This is a genomic window from Roseateles saccharophilus, assembly GCF_004342485.1.
In the GTDB taxonomy this organism is placed as follows: Bacteria; Pseudomonadota; Gammaproteobacteria; order Burkholderiales; family Burkholderiaceae_C; genus Pelomonas; species Pelomonas saccharophila.
Window position 1 is genome coordinate 1 of record NZ_SMBU01000058.1, and the last position, 20056, is coordinate 20056.

A 20056-nucleotide genomic window follows, 5' to 3' on the forward strand; every position below is an offset into this window, starting at 1 on the left:
GCTTATCGCCGCAGCCTTGCTCAAGACACTACCCCGATGTCCGTGCTGCCTGCGCGCAAACGCAAGGCTACGCTTGTGACACAGTAAGACTAGGCTGTGGATACTAAAAAAGCACGATCGTTCGTTTTGCATTCCAGCCTCTCTAGAATCGCGCGCAATTCCCGAATCCAAATCCGCCGGAGACCCCCTATGACGTCCGAAGAAATCCTGGCCCAGTTCGGCCCCCGCGAGTCCATGGAATACGACGTGGTCGTCGTCGGTGGCGGCCCGGCCGGCCTGGCCACGGCCATCCGCCTGAAGCAGCTCAGGCCCGACGCCAACATCGTCGTGCTCGAGAAGGGCTCGGAGCCCGGCGCCCACATCCTGTCCGGCGCCGTGATGGACCCGCGCGCCATCACCGAGCTGTTCCCGAACTGGAAGGAACTCGGCGCGCCGCTGAACCAGCCCGTGTCGGGCGACGACGTGCTCTTCCTCAGCGAGACCGGCAGCCAACGCACGCCCGACTGGCTCGTGCCGCGCAACTTCCACAACCACGGCTGCTACATCGTCAGCCTGTCCGACGTCGTCAAGTGGATGGCCCAGCAGGCGGAGAGCCTGGGCGTGGAGATCTTCCCGGGCTTCGCCGCCGCCGAGGTGCTGTACGACGAGCAGGGCAGCGTGAAAGGCGTTGCCACCGGCAACATGGGCCTAGGCAAGGACGGCGAGCCGACCGATCACTTCCAGCTCGGCATGGAGCTGCTCGGCAAGTACACGATCTTCTCGGAAGGCGCACGCGGCCACCTGGGCAAGCAGCTGCTGGAGAAGTTCCGGCTGACCGAAGGCAGGGACACGCAGACCTATGCCATCGGCATCAAGGAGCTGTGGGAGATCCCGGCCGAAAAGGCCCAGCCCGGCAAGGTGGTGCACACGGCCGGCTGGCCGATGGTGGACGACACTTTCGGCGGCGGCTTCCTCTACCACCTGGAGGGCAACAAGGTCACGCTGGGCTTCGTCATCGGCCTGGACTACCAGAACCCCTATATGAGCCCCTTCGAGGAGATGCAGCGCTGGAAGGCCCACCCGGCCATCCGCGCCCACATCGAAGGCGGCAAGCGCATCGGCTACGGCGCCCGCGCCATCAACAACGGCACGCCGCAAGCCCTGCCCAGGACGGTCTTCCCGGGCGGCGCGCTGGTGGGTTGCGACGCCGGCTACCTGAACGCCGCGCGCATCAAGGGCAGCCACGCGGCCATCAAGAGCGGCATGCTGGCCGCCGAGGCCCTGGCGCCCGCGCTGGAGGCCGGCCGCGCCCAGGACGAGCTGGGCGCCTACCCCGAAGCCTTCGAGAAGAGCTGGCTGAACGAGGAGCTGCAGCAGACCCGCAACTTCAAGCTCTGGTTCAAGAAGGGCAAGACGACCGGCCAGCTGATGACCGGCATCGAGCAGTGGCTGCTGCCCAAGCTCGGCATCGCCAACCCGCCCTGGACGCTGCACAACCACAAGGCCGACAACCAGGCCCTGCGCCCGGCCGCCGAGTGCCAACCGATCAGCTACCCCAAGCCCGACGGCAAGCTGACCTTCGACCGCCTCTCCTCGGTGTTCATCTCCAACACCAACCACGAGGAGAACCAGCCGGCCCACCTGACGCTGAAGGACGCGGCCGTGCCGGTGCAGGTCAACCTCGCCAGGTACGCCGGCCCGGAGAGCCGCTACTGCCCGGCCGGCGTCTACGAGTTCGTGCCCGTCGAAGGCGGCAGCGGCGAGCGCCTGCAGATCAATGCGCAGAACTGCGTGCACTGCAAGACCTGCGACATCAAGGACCCGACGCAGAACATCGTCTGGGTCACGCCCGAGGGCGGCGGCGGCCCGAACTACGCGGGCATGTAAGCTCGCGGCCATCTCGCAGCGGAGGTGGCATGGCGGACGGCAGGATCAGGGTCGGCATCGGCGGCTGGAACTTCGAACCCTGGCGCGACAACTTCTACCCCCGCGGCTGGCCACAGGCGCGCGAGCTGGAGTACGCCAGCCGGCGCCTCTCGGCCATCGAGATCAACAGCACCTACTACGGCGCCCAGAAGCCCGCCACCTTCGCCAAGTGGCGCCGGGAGACGCCGGAGGGCTTCGTGTTCTCGCTCAAGGCCATCCGTTTCGCGACGCAGCGCCGCGTGCTGGCCGACGGCGCCGAATCCATCCGGCGCTTCATCGACTCCGGCGTTGCGGAGCTCGGCGACAAGCTCGGCCCCATCGTCTGGCAGCTCGCGCCCACGCACCGCTTCGATGCGGCCGACCTGGGCGCCTTCCTGGAGTTGCTGCCCGCCAGCGTGGACGGCCTGCGGCTGCGCCATGTGCTGGACGTGCGTCACGCCAGCTTCCAATGCCCCGAGTACCTGGGTCTGGCCCGGCGGTTCGGGGCAGCGACGGTGTTCACCGAGTCCGACGACTACCCGCCCATCGCCGAGGCCACGGGCGATTTCGTCTACACGCGCATCATGCGCACCGACCCGGGCGAGCCGCTGGGCTGCGGGCCCGAGGTCTTCCCGGCGCTGGCCGCGTCCGCGCGGGCCTGGGCCGAGGGCCGTGAGCCCGAGGGCCTGCCCCGCATCGAGCCGCCCTCCCCCGCCATCGCGCCACCGCGCGACGTGTTCTGCTTCTTCATCAGCGGTGCCAAGGAGCGTGCGCCGCAGGCCGCAATGGCGCTGCGCCGCGCGCTCGGCGAAGACGTGGGCGCTTAACCTTCCAGCCGCGCCATCCACTCCGCCGTCGCGCGGTCCTCGGCGCGTTCGGACGCCAACAGCGCCGCGCGGATTCGCTGGCGCTCCACGGCCGCCCGGTTCTGGCTCATCTTGAGCTTGAGCTCCCAGCGCGTCACGCGGATGCGAAAGCCGACGATGGCGCCCAGCAGCTTGTGCTGGAAGTCCTCGGGCAGGCCACGCCACTGCTCGGCGTAGTCGGGCTCGAAGCGCCCGATCAGGCGCTTCAGCAGCCCGTCCTTGTCGGCCGCGCCGTCGATCAGCTCGACGTCGCCGTAGGCGTGCAGGGCGGCATAGTTCCAGGTCGGCACGTTCTTCACCGACTCGTAATGGCTGGGGCTGACGTAGGCCCCCGGGCCGCTGAACACGGCCAGCACCTGCCTCTGCTGCGAGAGCCAGCCCCAGTGCGGGTTGGCGCGCGCCATATGGCCTTCGAGCAGCAAGCCCCCGCCCTGCGCCGACGCGACCAGCGGCAGGTGGCTGCCGAAGCTCTGGCCCTGCGCGTCCGGGCCCACCAGCAGGGCCAGCGGATGCTCGGCCATGAGACGCAGCGCATGCTCGTAGTCGGTGGACGTGAAATGGGCAGGCAAGTACACGGCAGGGCTCCGCAAAACGGTGGAGAAACAGGGCAACATCATCGCGCAGCTCCCCGCCAAACACCCCGGTCGCCGGCCAGGTACGAAGCGCCTCCTATCATCGCGCCCCATGCTGCACGCCCCCCTTCCCTTGACCGAGGCCCTGCTCAAGCTGCGCCCGCCGGGCAGCTCGGCGGACGAGGAGATCGCCGTCGAGATGCCTGTGGCGCTGACCGTCAACGGCGTGTCCCAGGCCGTCATGCTCGCCACGCCTGCCAACCTGGAGGATTTCGCACTCGGCTTTGCGCTTGCCGAAGGCTGGGTCAGCTATCCCGGCGAATTGCTGGACGTCGAGACCGAGCTGCGGCCCCAGGGCATCGAGCTCGCACTGACGGTGACCGCCACCCGCGAACAAAGCCTGAAGCTGCGCCGCCGCCAACTGGCCGGCCGCACCGGCTGCGGCCTGTGCGGGCTGGAGAGCCTGGCGGATTTCGCGTCGCTGCGGCCGCCGCCGGTGCAGGCCCCTGAGCTGGCACCCGGTGCGCTCGCGCGTGCGATGGCCGAGTTGCATAGCGCCCAGGTGCTGAACGCGCGCTGCGGCGGCCTCCATGCTGCGGCCTGGTGCGCGCTCGACGGCGCGCTGCGCCTGGCGCGCGAGGACGTGGGCCGGCACAACGCACTTGACAAGCTGATCGGCGCACGCGCGACCGCCGCTGGCGGCCCGGCCGCGGGTTTCGTCGCGATCTCCAGCCGCGCCAGCCACGAGCTGGTGCACAAGGCCGCGATGGCCGGCATCGGCCTGCTGGCCTGCGTCTCCGCGCCGACCAGCCTCGCGGTATCGACGGCACAGGGCCTGGGCCTGCAGCTGTGGGCCTTCGTCCGCGAAGGCCGCGCGACGCGCTACGCCTGATCACTCCCCCAATCCATCGACCCGATCTTGCAGACCCAAGCCCTTCTCGTCGACGACCACCCCATGTTCCGCGAGGGGCTGGCGCTGCTGCTGGCCCACCAGTTCCCGCAATGGCAGCTGCTGCAGGCCGGCAGCCTCGGGCAGGCCGCGGCCCTGCTGGCCGAGTCGCCGGGCATTGCCCTCGTCGTGCTCGACCTGTCCCTGCCCGACAGCGAGGGCCTGGCCACGCTGACCCGGCTGCGCGCGCAGGCCCCCGCACCGCGCTATGTCGTGCTGTCGGCCAGCGATGCGGCGGAATTCGTCGTCGGCGCCATCGAAGCCGGCGCGGCCGGCTTCGTGCCCAAGACCTCGCAGACCGGCGCGATGCTCGCCGCCATGCGCGCGGTGCTGGATGGCGGCGTCGTGCTGCCCACGGCGTTCGGCGGCGACGCCGCCGCGCCGGCACGCACGCCGGTCGAGGCGCTCGGCATCTCGCCGCGCCAGAGCGACGTGCTGCGCCTGCTGATCGAGGGCAAGAGCAACAAGGCCATCAGCCGCGATCTCGGCATCGCCGAGTCGACCGTGAAGACCCATCTCGAGGTCATCTACCGCAAGCTCGACGCCACCTCGCGCACCCAGGCCGTCGTCGCCGCCGCCCGCCTGGGCCTGAGGCTGGACGCACGGCCCGAGTCAGCCTGCTGAACTGAGCAGTGCCACCCGCCCCAGCCAGGCGCGCAGCGCCGCGGGGCTGACCGGCTTGTGCATGACGGGCAGGTCGCTGGCCGCGATGTCGATGAGCTGGCTGGCCGTCACGTCGCCGGTCACGATCAGGGCCGGCACGTCCTCGCCCAGGTGTTCGCGCAGCCGGCCGACCCACTCGACGCCGGTGCCCCGCTCGAAGCGGTAGTCGCACAGGATGGCGTCGGGCGCCGGCACGCCGCCGGCCAGCCGCGCCAGCGCGTCGGCGCCGTCGCCGGCGACGATGGCCTCGCAGCCCCAGGCCTGGAGCAGGCCCTGCAGCGCGAACCGGATCGGGGCTTCGTCGTCGACGACGAGGACGCGCAGGCCGGCAAATGCCTCGGCGGCCAGCGGAGCCATCGGCGGCGGCTCCGCCACCGCGGCCGGCGCGCTGCGCGGCACGACGATGCGGAACATCGAACCCCGTCCGGGGCGCGAGCGCAACTCCACGCGATGCCCGAGCAGCTCGGCCGTGCGCCTGACGATGGACAGGCCCAGGCCCAGCCCGAGGCTGCGGTCGCGCTGCGGGTTGTGCAGCTGCACAAATTCCTGGAAGACCGCGTCGAACTGCTCGGCCGGGATGCCGATGCCGCTGTCCCAGACCTCGAAGGCCAGGCCCTCGCCATGGGGCCGCACGCCGATGAGCACGCCGCCGCGCTCGGTGTAGCGCAGCGCATTGGCGACGAGGTTGTCCAGCATGCGCGTCAGCAGCACGCGATCGCTGCGCACCCAATGCGCACTGGCATGGGTGCGCAGGCTCAGGCCGCGCGCGGCGGCCAGCGGCGCGAACTGGCGCTCCAGCCGCGCCAGCAGCTCGCGCACCGGCAGTGCGGCGGGCTCGGGGCGCTCGACGCCGGCGTCCAGCCGCGAGATGTCGAGGATGCCGCTGAGCAGCGACTCCATCGCCTCGGTCGACTGGCCGATACGCTGCACCAGGTCCTCGACGCCGAGGCCGCGGGCGCGCTCGCCGAGCAGGCCGATCAGCAGGCTGATCGCATGCAGCGGCTGGCGCAGGTCATGGCTGGCCGAGGCGAGGAAGCGCGTCTTGGCCATGTTGGCCTGCTCCAGCGCCTGGGTCTTGGCGGTCAACTCGCCCACCAGGCGGGCGTTCTCGAAGCCGAGCTCGATGGCCCGCACGAAGCCGCGGTGGAAGGCCCGGCCATAGCCGATCAGCGTCCACATCAGGATGGCGAAGCCGGCCGCGATGCCCCAGTTCAGCGTGCCGCCGCGCAGCGCGTAGACGAGGGCCAGCGAGCCCTGCCCGGCGATCTGGAAGCCGTAGAGCATGGGCGGGTGGTGGGCGTTGAAAACGCTGCCCGCCGTGAACACCACGCACAGCGCCAGCACGACGAAGGCCTCGAAGCCGAAGTTGTCCGGTCGCACCAGCACCGCGCAGAACGCCCAGGCCAGCCCGAGGACCACGCCGAGAGCGGCGTAGCCGGAAAGAAAGCCCGCGTCCGAAGCCCGCGCCACCAGCCGCGGGAAGGCGAATTGCCCGGCCAGCACCAGCAGCATGCCGCAGGCCCAGGCCAGCAGTGCGAGGTGCTGGCTGTGCGCATAGGCCACGCAGACGACAACGACGACACCGCCCACCGAACCCAGCGCATCGGCCACCGTGCCCTCCGTCAGCGCGCGCCGCTTCTCGCGGGCGATGGCGTCGGACAGAGGGATCGGGCGAGCGGACATGTCGTTCATGGCTGGCGGCAATGGAAACCGGGCGCATTCTCGTTGCGCCCGGCCCTGCCTCGCTCCGTGGCTTACGGCTTGTCGATGGAGACCGACATGAAGCGGTTCGTGTTCACGGTGCTCACCGTCACGACGATGCCCTCGAACGGCAGCTGGATGGCGCTGCTGCACTTGGTGTAGGCAGCACCCAGCGAGTCCGTGCAGAGCTTGGGGTCGCGGTAGCGCGCGCCTGCGAAGCTCAGCGAGGTCGCATCCACCGGGTTGAAGGCCAGCGTGTCGAAGTGGCCGTCGTTGGTGGTGGCGGAGTACTGGCGGGTCACCGCACCGGCCGTCGCATCGACCTTGGTCACCGTGTTGGCGTCCTCGGTCACGGCGCTGACGCCGGTGGCGGGCTTCACGGTGAACTGCCAGAAGCTCGACGCCTTGCCCACGGCCGGCAGCGGCAGCTTGTCCTGGCTGGTCAGCACACTGACCGCGCCGGAGCTCGGGTCCCAGCCCAGGATGAAGGTGCGGCCCGCGGCGCTGCGGAAGGCGAAGCCCCGCGTCGACGTCACGCCCGTCGGCTCGACGTAGTCGAAGCCGCCGGCCGTGTTGGCCTTCAGCGTGCCCTTCTTCTGGGTATCGGCCGTGCACGCGCCATAGCCCGACGGGCAGTTGTAGATGCCGTTGTCACTGCCATCGGCCGGGCCGTTGTAGCCGCCGGCCCTGAACTTGGTCACGCCGAAATCGCCGATGAAGGTGTCGAAGCCCTTGCTGAAGTTGACGCGGTTGTAGCTGCCGGCCAGCGAAGCGATGTCGAGCTGCTGATCCGGGATGGCAACGCCGGAGACGCCGCCCGTCTGCAGCAGCACGGCCATGCCCGAGCGGGACACCAGCACGCGCGTGTCGGTGGCGCCGGGGGCCTTCGCGGTGTAGTCGCAGGCCGCGTTCTTGCTCAGCACGTACTGGGTGCTGCCCACGGTGGCGGTCAACGCCGCGGCGTCCACGCTGACCTGGTAGCTCGCCTGCGCGGGGTCGGTGGTGTTGAAGTTCACGACGCGCAGCTTGCCGGTCTTCAGGCCCGGGCAGTCCGATGCGGCCGGCGCCAGCAGCGTGGCGAGCGTGGCGCCGGTCGTCGTGTCGCTGCTCTTGCTCGAGTTCTGTACGGCGCTGCTCAGGTCGGTCAGCGTGGCGCCGGCATTGGTGAGCGTGGTCTTCAGCTGCTCCAGCACACCGTCGTAGTCCGTCTTGCTGCCGGCCACGATGGTGCCGGCCAGGATGTCGGCGGCCTTGCTCGTGTCGACGCCCGCGGTCTTCAGCGTGTTCAGCAGCGCGGTCTGCGCCGTGGTGATGTCGCTGGCCTTGATGGCCGTCGTCGCCGTGAAGCCGGTGACGAAGGCCTTGGGGTCCGTCCCCGCGTACTTCGCGATCAGCAGTTCGCTCAGCGGCGTGATGTTGGCCGTCGCGCTGGCGCTGCCGCTGCTGGTGCCTGGGATCAGCGAATGCAGCTCCAGGCTCTTGTCGCTGCTCGTCGCGGTCAGCACGCAAGGCAGCGCACCGCCGGTGATGCTGACCGAGAACTTGCCGTCCGTGCCGGTGGTCGCGGTGGTGGAGCCGGTTGCGCAGCTGACCGTGACAGCCGCGCTGGCCATTGCAGCGCCTGTGGCCGCGGTGCCGCCGATGGTCAGCCCAGCAGGTGCCGGCGCGGGTGCCGGAGCCGGGGTATCGCTGCCGCCGCCGCAGGCGGCCAGGGCGGCGGGAAGGGTGAGAACGGCCAGGTGTCGGGCCAGGCCCGTAACGGATTTATTCAAGTGCACCTCTCTTGGTTCTGATGACGGGCGGGCAATGTCGCCCGAGCCGCAGCGGATTTCAGAACGGGTGCCGGATGCCGGCCATCCGCCATCCGGCGGAGGCGTGTTGACGTAACGCCTTCAAGCGTGAATTTGTTGCGGCAGGCGCAACGCCTCAGCGTCCACCGGCCAGGCGCTGGTCCTCGCCCTCGCCGGCCATGAAGCAACGGAAGGCGACACGGTCGCGCCCGCCGCGCTTGGCTTCGTAGAGGGCTGCATCGGCCGCGGCATACATGACCTCGGGGGTCAGCCGCGACGTGGGCGCGGCCCACCAGGCCAGGCCGAAGCTGGCCGTGACGATGCCCTGGGGGCTGCATTCATGCGGCAGGGCCAGCGCATGCAGCGCCGCACTGAGCTGGCCGACGAAGGCCTGGGCCGCCTCGGCGGAGGCCGCGGAGAAGATGACGCCGAACTCCTCGCCCCCGAGGCGGAAGAGCGCATCCGTCGAGCGCCTGATGGCGTCCCGCAAAGTCTGCGCCAGCGCCTTCAGCACGGCATCGCCGGCCTGATGGCCGTAATGGTCGTTGTAGGCCTTGAAGTGGTCCACGTCGAGCATGCACAGGGCCACGGCCTGGCCACGCTGCGCACCGGCCAGCGCGGCCAGGCAGACGTCGTTGAAATGCCGGCGATTGAAGGCACCGGTCAGCGCGTCGAGGATGGCCAGGTCGCGCAGCTGGCGGTTGGCGGCCTCCAGCGCGCGGGCGTCGTCGTACAGCCGCTGTTCGTCGGCCTTGCGCCGCGAGATGTCCATGTGCGTGCCCGCCAGGCGCAGCGCGCGGCCGCCGGCGTCGCGCTCGAAGACGCGACCGCTGCTCAGCACCCAGACCCAGTGGCCGTCGGCGTGGCGCACGCGGACCTCGGCCGTGTAGCGCTCGTCCACGCCTTCGAGATGGCGATTGAGCGCGGCGTTGGCCAGGACGAGATCGCCGGGATGGCACAGGCGCTCCCAGGTCGCGACGGTGATGGGGTGCAGTTCGGCAAGGCTGTAACCCAGCATCCGGGCCCAACGCTCGTTGACGACGATGGCGCCGCTGTCGATATGCCAGTCCCAGGTGCCGGCGGCGGTACCGTCCAGCACATTGGTCAGGCGCTGGCGGTCCTCGGCCAGGACCGCCTCGGTGCGCTCCAGGCGGCGGCGCACCACGAGGCTGCGCGCAACCGCGAAGGCGACCAGCAGCGTCGCCAGCACCGCGGCGGCCAGGGCCAGTGCCGGCATCGCATCCGCAGCCGGGCCGGCAAAGCCCGGCCGCGGCCTCAGCACCAGTTGCCAGGGCCGCCCACCGACGTCGACGCTATAGGCCATGTCGCGCGCATCGACACTGAAGTGCTCGCCGCCAGCCGACGAGAAGATGAGCCGGTGCTGCTCGCCCTGGTCGAAGACGAACAGGTCCAGGTCGTTGGCATCGGCACGCAGCGCGGCCTCGCGCATCAGGGCCGGCAGTTCGATGACCCCGGCCAGGAAACCCTCCAGCTCGCGCCGTCGCTCCTCGATGTCGGCCGGCATGGCGCTGCGGTAGACCGGCAGCGACACCGCAAAGCCGGCGCCCGCCGGCCCCGGCCGGTCGCGGCGGATCAGCGGGAAGGTCTCGGACGCCACCGGTCCGCCGGTGTCGCGCGCCAACAGCTTGGAGCGCATGCGGCGCTCGTCGAAGGCCATGTCCACGCCGACCGCGGCGCCCGACTCGGGCCAGGAATAGAGCACCGGCACATGCAGCTCACGCGCCTGCGCGGGGATGAAGCTGTCGCCCTGCGGGTCGGGCACCGGCTCGACGACGCGGTAGCCGGGCCGCTCCAGCGCGGCCTGCCTCTCGAACTCGCCCAGCCTGTAGCCGGGCACGACGGGTTGCCACTCCAGCAGCGTCACCACCGAAGACTCGTCCACCAGCGCTTTGCCGTAGTGGGCGAACTGTGCGCGCGACAGCTGCGGCTGGGACGACAGGATGCGGCTGGAGGCCTGCAGCGCCTCCACGGCACGCACCAGTTGCAGGTCGAAGGCGCCGATGACGCTCTGGCCCATCGCGCCCAGCAGGTCGCGCTGCTGGGCCGCCGCCTTCAGCGCCAGCGCGCGGTAGGCGCCGACGCTGCCCGCCAGGCCAACGACCAGGACGAGCAGCACCAGGGCCGCGTCCACGACGAGCGACCAGGGGCCGCGCCGCGACCTGCCGTTCAAGGCTTGGCTCCGAGCATGGTGACAAGGCGCTGGTAGAACCCGGCCTGCTGGCGCAGATACAGAGCCGGGTCCTGGATCTCGCGAATGCGCGGCAGGGCCCCGAGCGCCTCGGTGCCGGCCTGCCACTGCGGATCGGCGGCGACCTGCGCCAGGATGACGCGCCAGCGCGCAACCGCCTCGGGCGGCATGCCGGCGGGCCCGAGCAGCGCCGACCAGCCCTGCAGCTGCTGCATGTCCCGCAGGCCCAGCTCGGCCGCGTTCTGCAGCTGCGGCAGGGCCTTGAGCCGCCCCTGGGCCGTCGTCATCAGCGCCCGCAGCGCGCCCGTCTGCACCAACGGGATGACGCTGCGCGCGTTGTTGCAGCTGAAGTCCACCTCGCCATCGAGCAGCGCCTGCGACGCCAGCGTGCCCTGGCCGAGGTGCACGGGCCGGGCCGCCGTATCCGGCAGGCCACTGAGGGCAAGCAGGTAGCGCACCGCGAGGCTCTGCAGCGTGCCGGGACCTGCCGTGCTGTAGCGCAGCCGGCCCGGCGCCGCGGCGATGGCGGCCAGCAACTCGCGCATCGAGCCGATGCTGGAGCCGCTGCGCACGGCGCAGACGAGTGGCGCCTGGTCCAGCACGGCGAGCACCGTGAAATCGCTGAAGGGCACGGCCGTGCGCGGCGACAGCGCCGGCATGATGGCGACATTGCCCACGCGCGCCAGCAGCAGCGTTCGCCCGTCCGGTGCCGCATCCTTGACGGCGCGGCTGGCGGCCGCACCGGATTCCGCGGTCAGGTAGAGGACATCGAGGGCCGGGCCCTGGGCGGCACGGGCCGCGCTGCGCTGCAGATTGCGCGCCGAGCCATCGGCCTCGCCGCCGGCGCCGAAAGGCACGTAGAGCCGCCCCGAGGCGAGCTCATGCGGCCCCGCGTGCGGTGCGTCGCCCGCTACCCGTGCCGCGCGCGCCGCTCCGCCGGCCAGCCATGCAGCGGCCAGCACGAGCAGCACGCCATGCCGACCCCTCAAACGGATTCTTCTTTTTGCCGACACGCTTCCATCATAAATAACCAAAGCGTTGGCATATTTGGCAATATGGCGCCAAAACGATCAATTCCTAACGAATCTCCGATCCATGGCGGGCTGGCTGCCACCCGCCTAGCCGAGACTGATCTGCGCCGCCTCGAGCAGCAGTTGACGCCAGCGCCTGGACCCGGCCTGGATGAAGGCCATGAACCCGGCCGGCGAAGACGCCACCGCATGCGCACCCGAACTGCGCGCAAAAGCCCGCAAAGCCTTCGGCCGCGGGCCGGCCCAGCGCCCGATCAGGCGTCACGCCCCGGCGCACCACCAGGCCCCTCCAGGTTTCTTCACCGGCGAAACCGGCATAGCCCTGCTCCGCGACGGTCGGCGTCAGCGGCAGTTCGTTCAGGCGTTCGGCACTGGTCACGGCCAGGGCCCGCAGCCGCTGTCGCCGCTGCAACGGCACGGCCACGGGCAATGTGTCGATGACGGCCTCGGCGCCCGTCTTGAAGGGCAAGCCGGTCGCCTGCAACAGCAGGGTCAAAGCAAGACATGCGCGGGGCGGCCACGGCGGGCTTGAGCTGCAGCTGCACGCGGTCGAACAGCGCGTGGGAGTGGGCGTTGCCGAGCTCGCTGTCGTGCTGGAAGACGTAGAGCCCGCCGTGGCCATCTCGCCGCGGGCGGCGGAGCGGTCGTGCTCGAACACCGGCTCCAGGCCCTGCATCAGCAGCTCCAGGTCTTCGGCGCTGAAGCCGGTCTACCTGGCCAGGAAGGCCGACACGAAGCCGTGCGAGCGGTAGAGCGCATAGGGCACGGTGTGCTTGCGGCCCATGGTGCGGTTGTCGCCCTCCTGCTTGTCGGCCTCGGCCTGGGTGGCCACGGCCATGCGGGTGATGGCGTGCTCGCGGCGACGATGGGGGCGGCCGGGAGGGCGAAGGTCATCTTCACCGGGCCGCGCACCTGGCCGCAGTTGACGCCGATGGACATGACGGCGCCGAAGGTGCGCACGTCGAAGAAGTTCTGGCAGATCCAGGCGCGGGCCTTGTCGACGCTGTCGGCGCTGCCCTTGCGCTTCTTCTTGCCCTTGGCACCGCCCACACCCCCATGCGCGTAGTTGCCGATGCCCTGGGGCTCGTCGTCGACGACGTGCGTGACACCAAGCGCCTGTTCCCAGGCCAGTGTGGCCTCGGCCTTGCCGTCGCCGAACCATGACTTGTTGCGAAACTCGACGGCGAGCCGGTACGTGTTGCTGCCCTTGAAGGCCAAGATCGAAGCGCGCGACAAGCACTGCATCGCCTGCTGTACTTGGCCCGATAGACGGCTTGGTCGGCCTGACGCCGTGGGCGGCTAAGGGTTTCCAGTGGCGGCTCCTCCGTTGCGCCCCGCCATGCACGACATCAATCGAGCGATAACTGATTGGCCGGGTTGAAAATCCCCCCTTTGGCCCGTGCTTTGATCACAATCAACCGAGGGGAGGCGACTCATGGCCTCGATGATGCGCGGCTTCTTGGACACGCGACCAGTTGGAACGACAAAGTGCTGACTCGACGGAGTTGCCTGCTCTTGTATTCGTCCCTGTACCCGGCGCTGGTGGCGGCCAATGCCGATGGTCGTGATGGGGCGATCCCCATCGGGGTATCGGACTCCAGCAAGCGCCGCTACGTGCAAGGCATCCTCGATGAGCTCCGGCACGTCATGCCTCGTGATTTGAAGGTGCATCTCGCTTCGTTTCCTCGGGTGCTGGAGATGGCAGAGCAGGGGCTGGCCGTGGGCTTCGGCATTGGCCAAACAGCCGCCCGGCAAAAAACCTTGGCCTTCTCGAAGCCGATCTTTGTCAGTCGAGTCTGGGCTGTCAGTCGTCGAGAGTCCAGCCTGTCGCTGCAGACCGTGGCCGACCTGGCAGGAAAGCAGGTGTGCCTGAGGCGCACCGCCAGCTACGGCGCTGAGGTGGATACGGCAGCAGGGACACTGTTCGAGGCGATCAGCTCCAATCTGAACCTGGCAGGGCGCCTTCGCGTGCTGACGGCTGGACGCTGCGACGCCGTCCTGGTGCCCTTCCAAAACGGGGAGATCAGTCAGCTGGAGAGACGGATGGCTTCTCTCGGTTTTCCGCCAAGCGGATTGGTCATCAGTAAGAAACCCATTGCGGAATTGCCGCAGCATTTCGCAGTGTCGAAGCGTTCCAGCCTGGCCGCGGAGCTCCCCGTTCTGGACATTGCTCTCGATGTTCGGCGCTTGCAGATCGAGCGGATCTTGAGCATGCCCGACGGATAGGGACGCCGTCCATGATGTCGGGCCTGCGGCATCGTGACGACGCGTCATGAGCCCGAGACCGTCAAGGGGCGATCTTCATTTCTCTGAAGGACGAGACTGGCGGGGTGCGATTCATTGTCCACAAGGCCTTCTGGTGCGCTCTATTCCGTGTGCTGGACCATGACGTAGCGGTGCCTTGCCAACTCGATCCGCGCGAACTCGCGCACCGCCTAAGCCGCTTTGGCGTACTCCATGCCAAGCTGCCATACCGGTTTCATGAGCGCCAGCAGCGAGGCCGGGATGCGGTCGTCTGACTGTGCGCCAGCGAGCGTGGCGTCCATCGCCTCAGCGATGCGCTCCAGCACCGGCCGTGGCCGCACGACGCCGCACACCTCGGTGCCGAAGCGCAGCAGTTCCTGCGTGGTCGGATAGGCCTTCGTATGGTGCTTGCCGGCAAACAGCTTGAGCGCCATCGTTCGGTCGGTCTGCTCGACGTCGCCAACGAATCGCGTGTAGCTGTAGACCGCCGTCGTCACAACGTCGAACAGCGGCGAAAGCCGCGGCGGCCCGTCCCGTGGAACCAGCACGCCGAAGTTCTTCAGGTGCGCGTCGCCATTGCGAACCATCACGCTCAACGCGACTTGTTCGAAGAAGCGGTGCAGATCCTCCCCCGCAAGCTGCAGGTACCGAAGCAGGTCGGCGATGCGCTGATAGCTGCCCACGTACTTGCGCTCCGAGAGCACATCCCGAACGCGCAGGCCCATCAGGGAGGCGATGTCCTCGAAGCCCAGGCGGTTGACCGGAGTGGCCTGCCCGGCGTCGTTCGGTCCGGCCGCCGCAAAAGGCGCAAGGTCGAAGCGGTCCACGATGAGCATGTGCCCGTCGTGCGACAGGTCGAAGCCGGGCGTCAGGATGCCAGCGCGGCGCGCCGCACTCAGGCACAAAAACTCATTTGCTGCGAGCCCCGCGTATGCGGTCGATGCCACCTTAACAATCACCGAGGGAATCGGAACCGTGGCGCGGTCGGATAGCATGATCTTGGGCTGCACGCCTGCGATGCCGACGCCAGAGCTGAGGTAGGCGTGCACCAGATCGTCGAACAACTCCTGACTGAAAGGCATCGACAGCAATGCCTGGCGGTCGATGTGGGGCTGGGCCTGTACGGGATCGGCGCCCGGCACCTGATAGCCCAGCTGGCCGATCCCGTTCTGTCCGATCATGGCAAGCAGATGCATTGGCTGCAGCCGTTGCTTGGGGAACATCAGGCTGAGGCGCAACAGCAGGTCACCCTCGGGCAGGTTCTGATCCATGACCGGGAACAACGCGCCGTCCTGCCAGGTCGGCCGCACCCGGGCCGGCATCAGCAGCGCCACGCTCGGCTGGTCGGCTTCGATGGATCGATAGCGGAATTCGAAGTTCGAGGTCTTGAGCAGCTGGCCGCTCGCGGCGCCGTTGATCGACACCTCCAGCATCGGGATCCGGTCAGGCAGGGGCATCACTCCTCCTCGTCAGCGCCGAATCGGGTCTGAACATCCTCAAGGGTCGGCAGGCCGGCGCGTTCGACGCGCAGCGTCATCTGCAGCACCGACAGCACCGCGAACAGCGACGCCACGGAGACGTCCTTGCCGGCCTCCAGTCGATAGATGACGTCGCGCACACGACCGGCCTTCGCCGCCAGCTCTTTGATGCTCAGACCGGCATCCTCGCGCGCCTTCTTGAGGCTCGTGCCGAGGTCAGCTTGGAGGCGAATCACGTCGTTCATGGACGACATTATTGGGCACTTTGCCCTTGCTTTCTTAAATGTGTCGTGCATGAACGACACGATAGCAAAGCTGGAGGCACAAGAGTCGGGGATTCATAGCAGGGTGGCCTTGCTCGCCGGTGGCGGCGGTCAGATCCTGGGCGCTGCGTGGCTGGCGCCGGCGCGTCAGCCACGCATGCTTCTGAACCTGAACGATCCCGAAAGCATCGTCGCTTGGTGGACCGTCCTGCCGGACCGGCACGACGCCTACCTGGCGCACAAGATCCGGGTCAACCCCGAGTTCGCGCCGGCCATCAACGAAGCGCGCCGACACATCGCCGCGCGCCCCGAACTGACTCGGATGCTGGACCAGTCCACGGCACGCCTGCTCCGGCACGAGGCCGCGATGGTCAGCCGAAGTGAAGGCCTCAGCTCACTGCAGCTGAGGCACCAGGAGCTGTCGACGGCCTCGTGACCCGACGCCCCCTCGCCCCCCGCAGTTGCCGTGGGTCCGTTTGACCCGATGGCATTGGGCTTGCTGCTTCAAGCGGTAAGCCCTTTTTTGTGCCCCGTTCGCCCGCTTAAGGCCGGGTCAGCGCGCAAGCCCGCCACGCGGCACGCTCTGTCAGGCGAGACGTCCCGAGCCTAGCAACGGCTCGGCCCATCGTGCTGCCGGCCGATGCTCACGTCACCGACTCCGCCAAGATGACGCCCGACCAGCACGAGCTGGTCCTTGTGCAATTGCAACAGGCCTCCAACGAGTTCTACCGTGCAACCGTCCACATCGGCAACCACCCGTTCATCGAGTTCGCCGGCCTGATGAACAAGTTCATCGACATCGTGTCGAAGCGCACTTCAGGAGAGGTCCCGGAACGGATCTTTGGCGAGGGAGGACATGGAAGAGCGGCGAGTACGGCGGCGTCTGGGGTGACATAGCGACGCGAGTTGCTGCGCCAGTTCGATGAAGGCATCGACACGGCCAACGCGACAAGCCCACCTTCGGCAGAAGGGGAAGCCTCTGCGGCATGGACGACTGTTCGCGCCAAACCTAGTATCAAGTCATGGACAGGCTGATCATTTCGCTGTGTGCGCTGGTCCTGTGGTTCGCGCCCCTCGCCTGCGCCCAGACGCTTCCCATTGACGCCTCCATGGGCAGTGGGAAAGGTGTGGTGGTATTGCGCGTCGACGGTGCGACCGGTCCCGCCAGCGCCGACTACGTGGAACGGGGGCTGCAAAGAGCCGCCCAGCGCGGCGCGAAACTGGTAGTGCTGCAGCTCGACACACCGGGCGGCCTCGAGACGGCCATGCACGCGATCGTCAAGGCGATCCTGGCGTCGCCGGTACCTGTGGCCGGTTTCGTCAGCCCGTCGGGTGCCCGCGCAGCCAGCGCCGGCACCTTCATCCTCTACGCGAGCCATGTCGCCGCCATGGCGCCGGCGACCACGCTCGGCGCGGCGACACCGGTCACGATCGGCCTGGCACCGGTCCCGAACCCGGCCGAGCCCGCTACGGGCGGCCAGGCCGCAGCCAGCGCCGCGCCCTCGCCGACCGCGCCGCGCGACGCAATGGAGGCCAAGCGCGTCAGCGACGCGGCCGCCGGCATCCGCGCGCTCGCGCTGCTGCGCCACCGCAACGCCGAATGGGCCGAGAACGCCGTGCGCAACGCGGCGAGCCTGTCGTCGACCGAGGCCTTGTCGCAGCATGTCGTGGACATGGTAGCCAGCGACCTGCCGGACCTGCTGCACCAGCTCGATGGACGTTCGGTGCGACTGGCAGACGGTCGCACCGTGACGCTGGCAACCACGGGGGCGCGCATCGAGCACTGGGAGCCGGACTGGCGCGACCGCCTGCTGGCCACGGTCGGCGACCCCAGCGCCGCGCTGCTGTTGCTGCTGGTCGGCTTCTACGGTCTGATGTTGGAGTTCTCCAGCCCCGGCCTCATCGTGCCTGGCGTGATCGGCGGCGTCTGCCTGCTGCTGGCCCTGTTCGGCATGCAGGCCCTGCCGCTCAGCAGCAGCGGCCTCGCCCTGGTCCTGCTCGGGCTGGCCTTCTTTGCGAGCGAGGCCTTCGTGCCCAGCCACGGTGCGCTGGGGGTCGGCGGGGTCGTGGCGTTCAGTCTCGGCGCACTGATGCTGGTCGACAGCGATGCCCCCGGCTTCGGCGTGTCCCGCCCGCTGATCGCTGCGCTGGCGCTGGTGTCGCTGGCCTTCGTCGGATGGCTGGTCATGTTCGCTGCGCGCCTGCGCAAGCGGCCGCCGGTCAGCGGCGCGGCGTCGCTGTTGGGCCTGGTCGGGGAGATCATCGAAACCAACGGACCGGACGCCTGGGCCAGTGTCCAGGGCGAGCGCTGGCGGGTGCGCACCGAGCGCGCACTACGGCCGGGTGAGCGCGTGCGCGTGCTGCTTGTCGACGGCCTCACGCTCGGTGTCGCCGTCGAGGAGGCCTCGCCATGATCGGATCATTCCTGTCGTCGCTGCTGCTGTTCCTGCTGCTGTTCCTGCTGGTGGCATCGGTGCGCGTGCTGCGCGAGTACGAGCGCGGCGTGGTTTTCATGCTCGGCCGCTTTCTTTCGGTCAAGGGGCCGGGACTCGTGCTGCTGATCCCGGCGCTGCAGCAGATGGCGCGTGTGAGCCTGCGACTGGTCGTGATGGACATTCCCAAGCAAGACGTCATCACCCACGACAACGTCTCGGTCAAGGTCAACGCGGTGCTGTATTTCAAGGTCGTCGACCCGGAACGCGCCGTGATCCGAGTCGAGAACTTCCTCGTCGCCACCAGCCAGCTCGCGCAGACCACGTTGCGCGCGGTGCTCGGCAAGCACGACCTCGACGCCCTGCTGTCCGAACGCGACCGCCTCAACCTCGATGTGCAGAAAATCCTCGACGCCCAGACCGACTCCTGGGGCATCAAGGTGACCAATGTCGAGATCAAGGATGTCGACATCGACCTGAGCATGGTGCGCGCCATCGCCCGCCAGGCAGAGGCCGAGCGCGAGCGGCGTGCGAAGGTGATTCATGCCGAGGGCGAGTTGCAGGCCGCGACCAAGCTCAGCGAGGCCGCGGAGATCCTGGGACGCCATCCGCAGGCGCTGCAACTGCGCTATCTCGAGACGCTCACGGTCATCGCCGCCGACAAGAACTCGACCATCGTGTTCCCGCTGCCCCTGGACATCGTGGGGCCGCTGCTGGAGGCCGCGAAGGCGCGGATCGCTGCACCACCACCGACCTGAGGGTGACTCGAACACCACGACCTTGACCGGGTTGGTGCTCGGCGTTCAGTGCGACCATACGTAGGCCTTGTGGATCTTGCCGTTGTCCGGCTTGAGGGAAAAATCGATGCGATCTACAGCCTTAAAAGCTTCACTGATGGCGCCCGGGGGCTTGACGCCGTCCGTCACGCTGGCGGCCTTTGGGCAACGGCTTTGCCAATGTGCTCATCGACGAAGCCACCAGTCCAATCGAAGGCGTCTCGCAATCAGTGGTCACAGCACCAACCGCCTCAGTGCCCGCCAAACGTCACTTGGCAATCAGTAGGTCCTCAGCGGTCTTACCAGCAGCTAGCGCGTCCTTGAACCAATTCGGACGCTTGCCGATACCCGACCACACACGGCCGGCGCCATCGCCGTACTTGGCAACGCTGGCGGCCTTCGCAGCCTTGCGCGTCTTCTTGGCAGCCGCGGCAGGCTTCGTTGCGCTGCGTGCTCGCTTGGCCTTTACCTCGCCGAACAACTCGTCCGACGTGATGTCGTAATGGGCAATTGCTTCCCTGATTCGGGCGATCACACCCACCTTCTCCTGCGATCGCAGGCTGTCAGCTTGCGATTGCAGCTTGGAGATTTGTTTCAGCAGGGTTTGCAGCTTGGTTGCCATGGAATGGATCCGTGAATGAACCACCACATTCTGTCCGAGAGTGTCGCCTCGGCAAACGCCTACTGAAAACGTGCGGTTGCCTGGCGTCTGTCATATTCGACGGGAGCGGGATCTTGCGAATTGCGATTCCAGGCGACACGCCGCAACGATCTTCACGAGCTATGGGGCATCGAGCCTGTGAAGCGCCGGCCTCGCTACGCCGACAGCACGTCAACAAAGCCGCCGCACATCCACTCGCCGTCGTCGTAGATGCCGCCCGTCACGTCAACTCCCTCGTGGCACCAACCGCACACCAGCCGCCACGTAAATTCAATTTTGACTCGGCCGAAAACCGATTTCGGCGCAATGTGGCGTCCTGCAGGGAGCGACACGAAGCGACGTACGCTGGAGGTGGGCGGCCGGGCGATCCGGTCGCTGATTCAGAACCAGGGCATCAACGACGTCCACCAGCTCCATCAGATCGCGCAGCAGGACAAGTTGGTGTTATGACCGTCGCTGTTTGAGGTCTGCCAGAGCCTGATGTCCCAGGGACATTTCGGGCGTTGTTGAGAACGCCGCCGACGGCAGTGCGGGACG

18 protein-coding genes and 1 pseudogene are annotated in these 20056 nt (G+C 68.4%); 9 read left to right on the forward strand and 10 right to left on the reverse strand.

Annotated features, from left to right (window positions below):
• Nucleotides 1-189: 189 nt before the first annotated feature.
• Both EV671_RS25000 and EV671_RS25005 read left to right on the forward strand, forming a co-directional pair.
• A complete protein-coding gene (locus EV671_RS25000; protein WP_132576630.1) occupies nt 190-1866 on the forward strand; it encodes an electron transfer flavoprotein-ubiquinone oxidoreductase in 1677 nt (558 codons plus the stop codon).
• A 29-nt stretch (nt 1867-1895) separates the two neighbouring features.
• On the forward strand, nt 1896-2711 hold the full coding sequence (locus EV671_RS25005) for a DUF72 domain-containing protein (RefSeq protein WP_132576631.1): 816 nt from the start codon (nt 1896-1898) through the stop codon (nt 2709-2711).
• Here EV671_RS25005 and EV671_RS25010 read toward each other — a convergent pair.
• A complete protein-coding gene (locus EV671_RS25010; RefSeq protein WP_132576632.1) occupies nt 2708-3325 on the reverse strand; it encodes an FMN-binding negative transcriptional regulator in 618 nt (205 codons plus the stop codon). The two genes, EV671_RS25005 and EV671_RS25010, sit on opposite strands and share 4 nt — an antisense overlap.
• 109 nt (nt 3326-3434) lie before the next feature.
• Here EV671_RS25010 and fdhD point away from each other — a divergent pair, with 109 nt between their 5' ends.
• Entirely contained in the window at nt 3435-4214 is a 780-nt protein-coding gene (fdhD, locus tag EV671_RS25015) for a formate dehydrogenase accessory sulfurtransferase FdhD (RefSeq protein ID WP_132576633.1), read from the forward strand.
• A 27-nt stretch (nt 4215-4241) separates the two neighbouring features.
• Nucleotides 4242-4895 carry a LuxR C-terminal-related transcriptional regulator gene (locus EV671_RS25020; RefSeq protein WP_132576634.1) on the forward strand — a complete coding sequence of 218 codons (654 nt, stop codon included), beginning with the start codon at nt 4242-4244 and terminating at the stop codon, nt 4893-4895.
• Here EV671_RS25020 and EV671_RS25025 read toward each other — a convergent pair.
• The 6 genes and pseudogenes from EV671_RS25025 to EV671_RS28080 form a co-directional block, all read right to left on the reverse strand.
• Nucleotides 4884-6626 (reverse strand): ATP-binding response regulator, encoded by a 1743-nt coding sequence (locus EV671_RS25025; protein ID WP_132576635.1) that lies wholly within the window; start codon nt 6624-6626, stop codon nt 4884-4886. The genes EV671_RS25020 and EV671_RS25025 overlap by 12 nt on opposite strands.
• A gap of 62 nt (nt 6627-6688) precedes the next feature.
• Entirely contained in the window at nt 6689-8407 is a 1719-nt protein-coding gene (locus EV671_RS25030; RefSeq protein WP_132576636.1) for a hypothetical protein, read from the reverse strand.
• 154 nt (nt 8408-8561) lie between these two features.
• Entirely contained in the window at nt 8562-10616 is a 2055-nt protein-coding gene (locus tag EV671_RS25035) for a sensor domain-containing diguanylate cyclase (protein ID WP_132576637.1), read from the reverse strand.
• Complete coding sequence (locus tag EV671_RS25040) at nt 10613-11623, reverse strand: tripartite tricarboxylate transporter substrate binding protein (RefSeq protein ID WP_165917721.1); 1011 nt, start codon at nt 11621-11623, stop codon at nt 10613-10615. Before EV671_RS25040 ends, EV671_RS25035 begins: the two co-directional genes overlap by 4 nt.
• An 88-nt stretch (nt 11624-11711) precedes the next feature.
• A complete protein-coding gene (locus EV671_RS25045; RefSeq protein WP_132576639.1) occupies nt 11712-12161 on the reverse strand; it encodes a tripartite tricarboxylate transporter substrate-binding protein in 450 nt (149 codons plus the stop codon).
• Between the two features lie 213 nt (nt 12162-12374).
• Nucleotides 12375-12910 (reverse strand): annotated as a pseudogene (locus EV671_RS28080) (type I CRISPR-associated protein Cas7).
• Nucleotides 12911-13180: 270 nt separating this feature from the next.
• Between EV671_RS28080 and EV671_RS25055 the strand changes: the two are divergent.
• On the forward strand, nt 13181-13891 hold the full coding sequence (locus tag EV671_RS25055; protein ID WP_132576640.1) for a substrate-binding periplasmic protein: 711 nt from the start codon (nt 13181-13183) through the stop codon (nt 13889-13891).
• Nucleotides 13892-14100: 209 nt separating this feature from the next.
• Here the strand turns inward: EV671_RS25055 and EV671_RS25060 are convergent, their stop codons facing one another.
• Entirely contained in the window at nt 14101-15366 is a 1266-nt protein-coding gene (locus EV671_RS25060; RefSeq protein ID WP_132576641.1) for a type II toxin-antitoxin system HipA family toxin, read from the reverse strand.
• Nucleotides 15366-15632, reverse strand: coding sequence for a helix-turn-helix domain-containing protein (locus EV671_RS25065; RefSeq protein WP_243655878.1), 267 nt, complete (start codon nt 15630-15632; stop codon nt 15366-15368). Before EV671_RS25065 ends, EV671_RS25060 begins: the two co-directional genes overlap by 1 nt.
• Here EV671_RS25065 and EV671_RS25070 point away from each other — a divergent pair.
• From EV671_RS25070 to EV671_RS25085, 4 genes are all read left to right on the forward strand, one after another.
• Nucleotides 15631-16086 (forward strand): hypothetical protein, encoded by a 456-nt coding sequence (locus EV671_RS25070; protein ID WP_132576643.1) that lies wholly within the window; start codon nt 15631-15633, stop codon nt 16084-16086. The two genes, EV671_RS25065 and EV671_RS25070, sit on opposite strands and share 2 nt — an antisense overlap.
• Before the next feature lie 191 nt (nt 16087-16277).
• Complete coding sequence (locus EV671_RS25075) at nt 16278-16547, forward strand: hypothetical protein (protein ID WP_132576644.1); 270 nt, start codon at nt 16278-16280, stop codon at nt 16545-16547.
• A gap of 125 nt (nt 16548-16672) precedes the next feature.
• Nucleotides 16673-18064, forward strand: coding sequence for an NfeD family protein (locus EV671_RS25080; RefSeq protein ID WP_243655879.1), 1392 nt, complete (start codon nt 16673-16675; stop codon nt 18062-18064).
• Nucleotides 18061-18840, forward strand: coding sequence for a slipin family protein (locus tag EV671_RS25085; protein ID WP_132576645.1), 780 nt, complete (start codon nt 18061-18063; stop codon nt 18838-18840). Before EV671_RS25080 ends, EV671_RS25085 begins: the two co-directional genes overlap by 4 nt.
• Before the next feature lie 286 nt (nt 18841-19126).
• Here EV671_RS25085 and EV671_RS25090 read toward each other — a convergent pair whose 3' ends face one another.
• Nucleotides 19127-19480, reverse strand: a complete 354-nt coding sequence (locus EV671_RS25090) for an H-NS histone family protein (protein ID WP_132576646.1) — start codon at nt 19478-19480, stop codon at nt 19127-19129.
• Nucleotides 19481-20056 lie beyond the last annotated feature (576 nt).

What these genes read in the sequence shown, in the direction of transcription:
- EV671_RS25000 (WP_132576630.1), top strand. Translation starts at nt 190, where the DNA reads ATGACGTCCGAAGAAATCCTGGCCCAGTTCGGCCCCCGCGAGTCCATG.
- EV671_RS25005 (WP_132576631.1), top strand. Translation starts at nt 1,896, where the DNA reads ATGGCGGACGGCAGGATCAGGGTCGGCATCGGCGGCTGGAACTTCGAA.
- fdhD (WP_132576633.1), top strand. Translation starts at nt 3,435, where the DNA reads ATGCTGCACGCCCCCCTTCCCTTGACCGAGGCCCTGCTCAAGCTGCGC.
- EV671_RS25025 (WP_132576635.1), bottom strand. Translation starts at nt 6,626, where the DNA reads ATGAACGACATGTCCGCTCGCCCGATCCCTCTGTCCGACGCCATCGCC.
- EV671_RS25060 (WP_132576641.1), bottom strand. Translation starts at nt 15,366, where the DNA reads ATGCCCCTGCCTGACCGGATCCCGATGCTGGAGGTGTCGATCAACGGC.
- EV671_RS25070 (WP_132576643.1), top strand. Translation starts at nt 15,631, where the DNA reads ATGGACGACATTATTGGGCACTTTGCCCTTGCTTTCTTAAATGTGTCG.
- EV671_RS25065 (WP_243655878.1), bottom strand. Translation starts at nt 15,632, where the DNA reads ATGAACGACGTGATTCGCCTCCAAGCTGACCTCGGCACGAGCCTCAAG.
- EV671_RS25080 (WP_243655879.1), top strand. Translation starts at nt 16,673, where the DNA reads ATGGACAGGCTGATCATTTCGCTGTGTGCGCTGGTCCTGTGGTTCGCG.
- EV671_RS25085 (WP_132576645.1), top strand. Translation starts at nt 18,061, where the DNA reads ATGATCGGATCATTCCTGTCGTCGCTGCTGCTGTTCCTGCTGCTGTTC.
- EV671_RS25090 (WP_132576646.1), bottom strand. Translation starts at nt 19,480, where the DNA reads ATGGCAACCAAGCTGCAAACCCTGCTGAAACAAATCTCCAAGCTGCAA.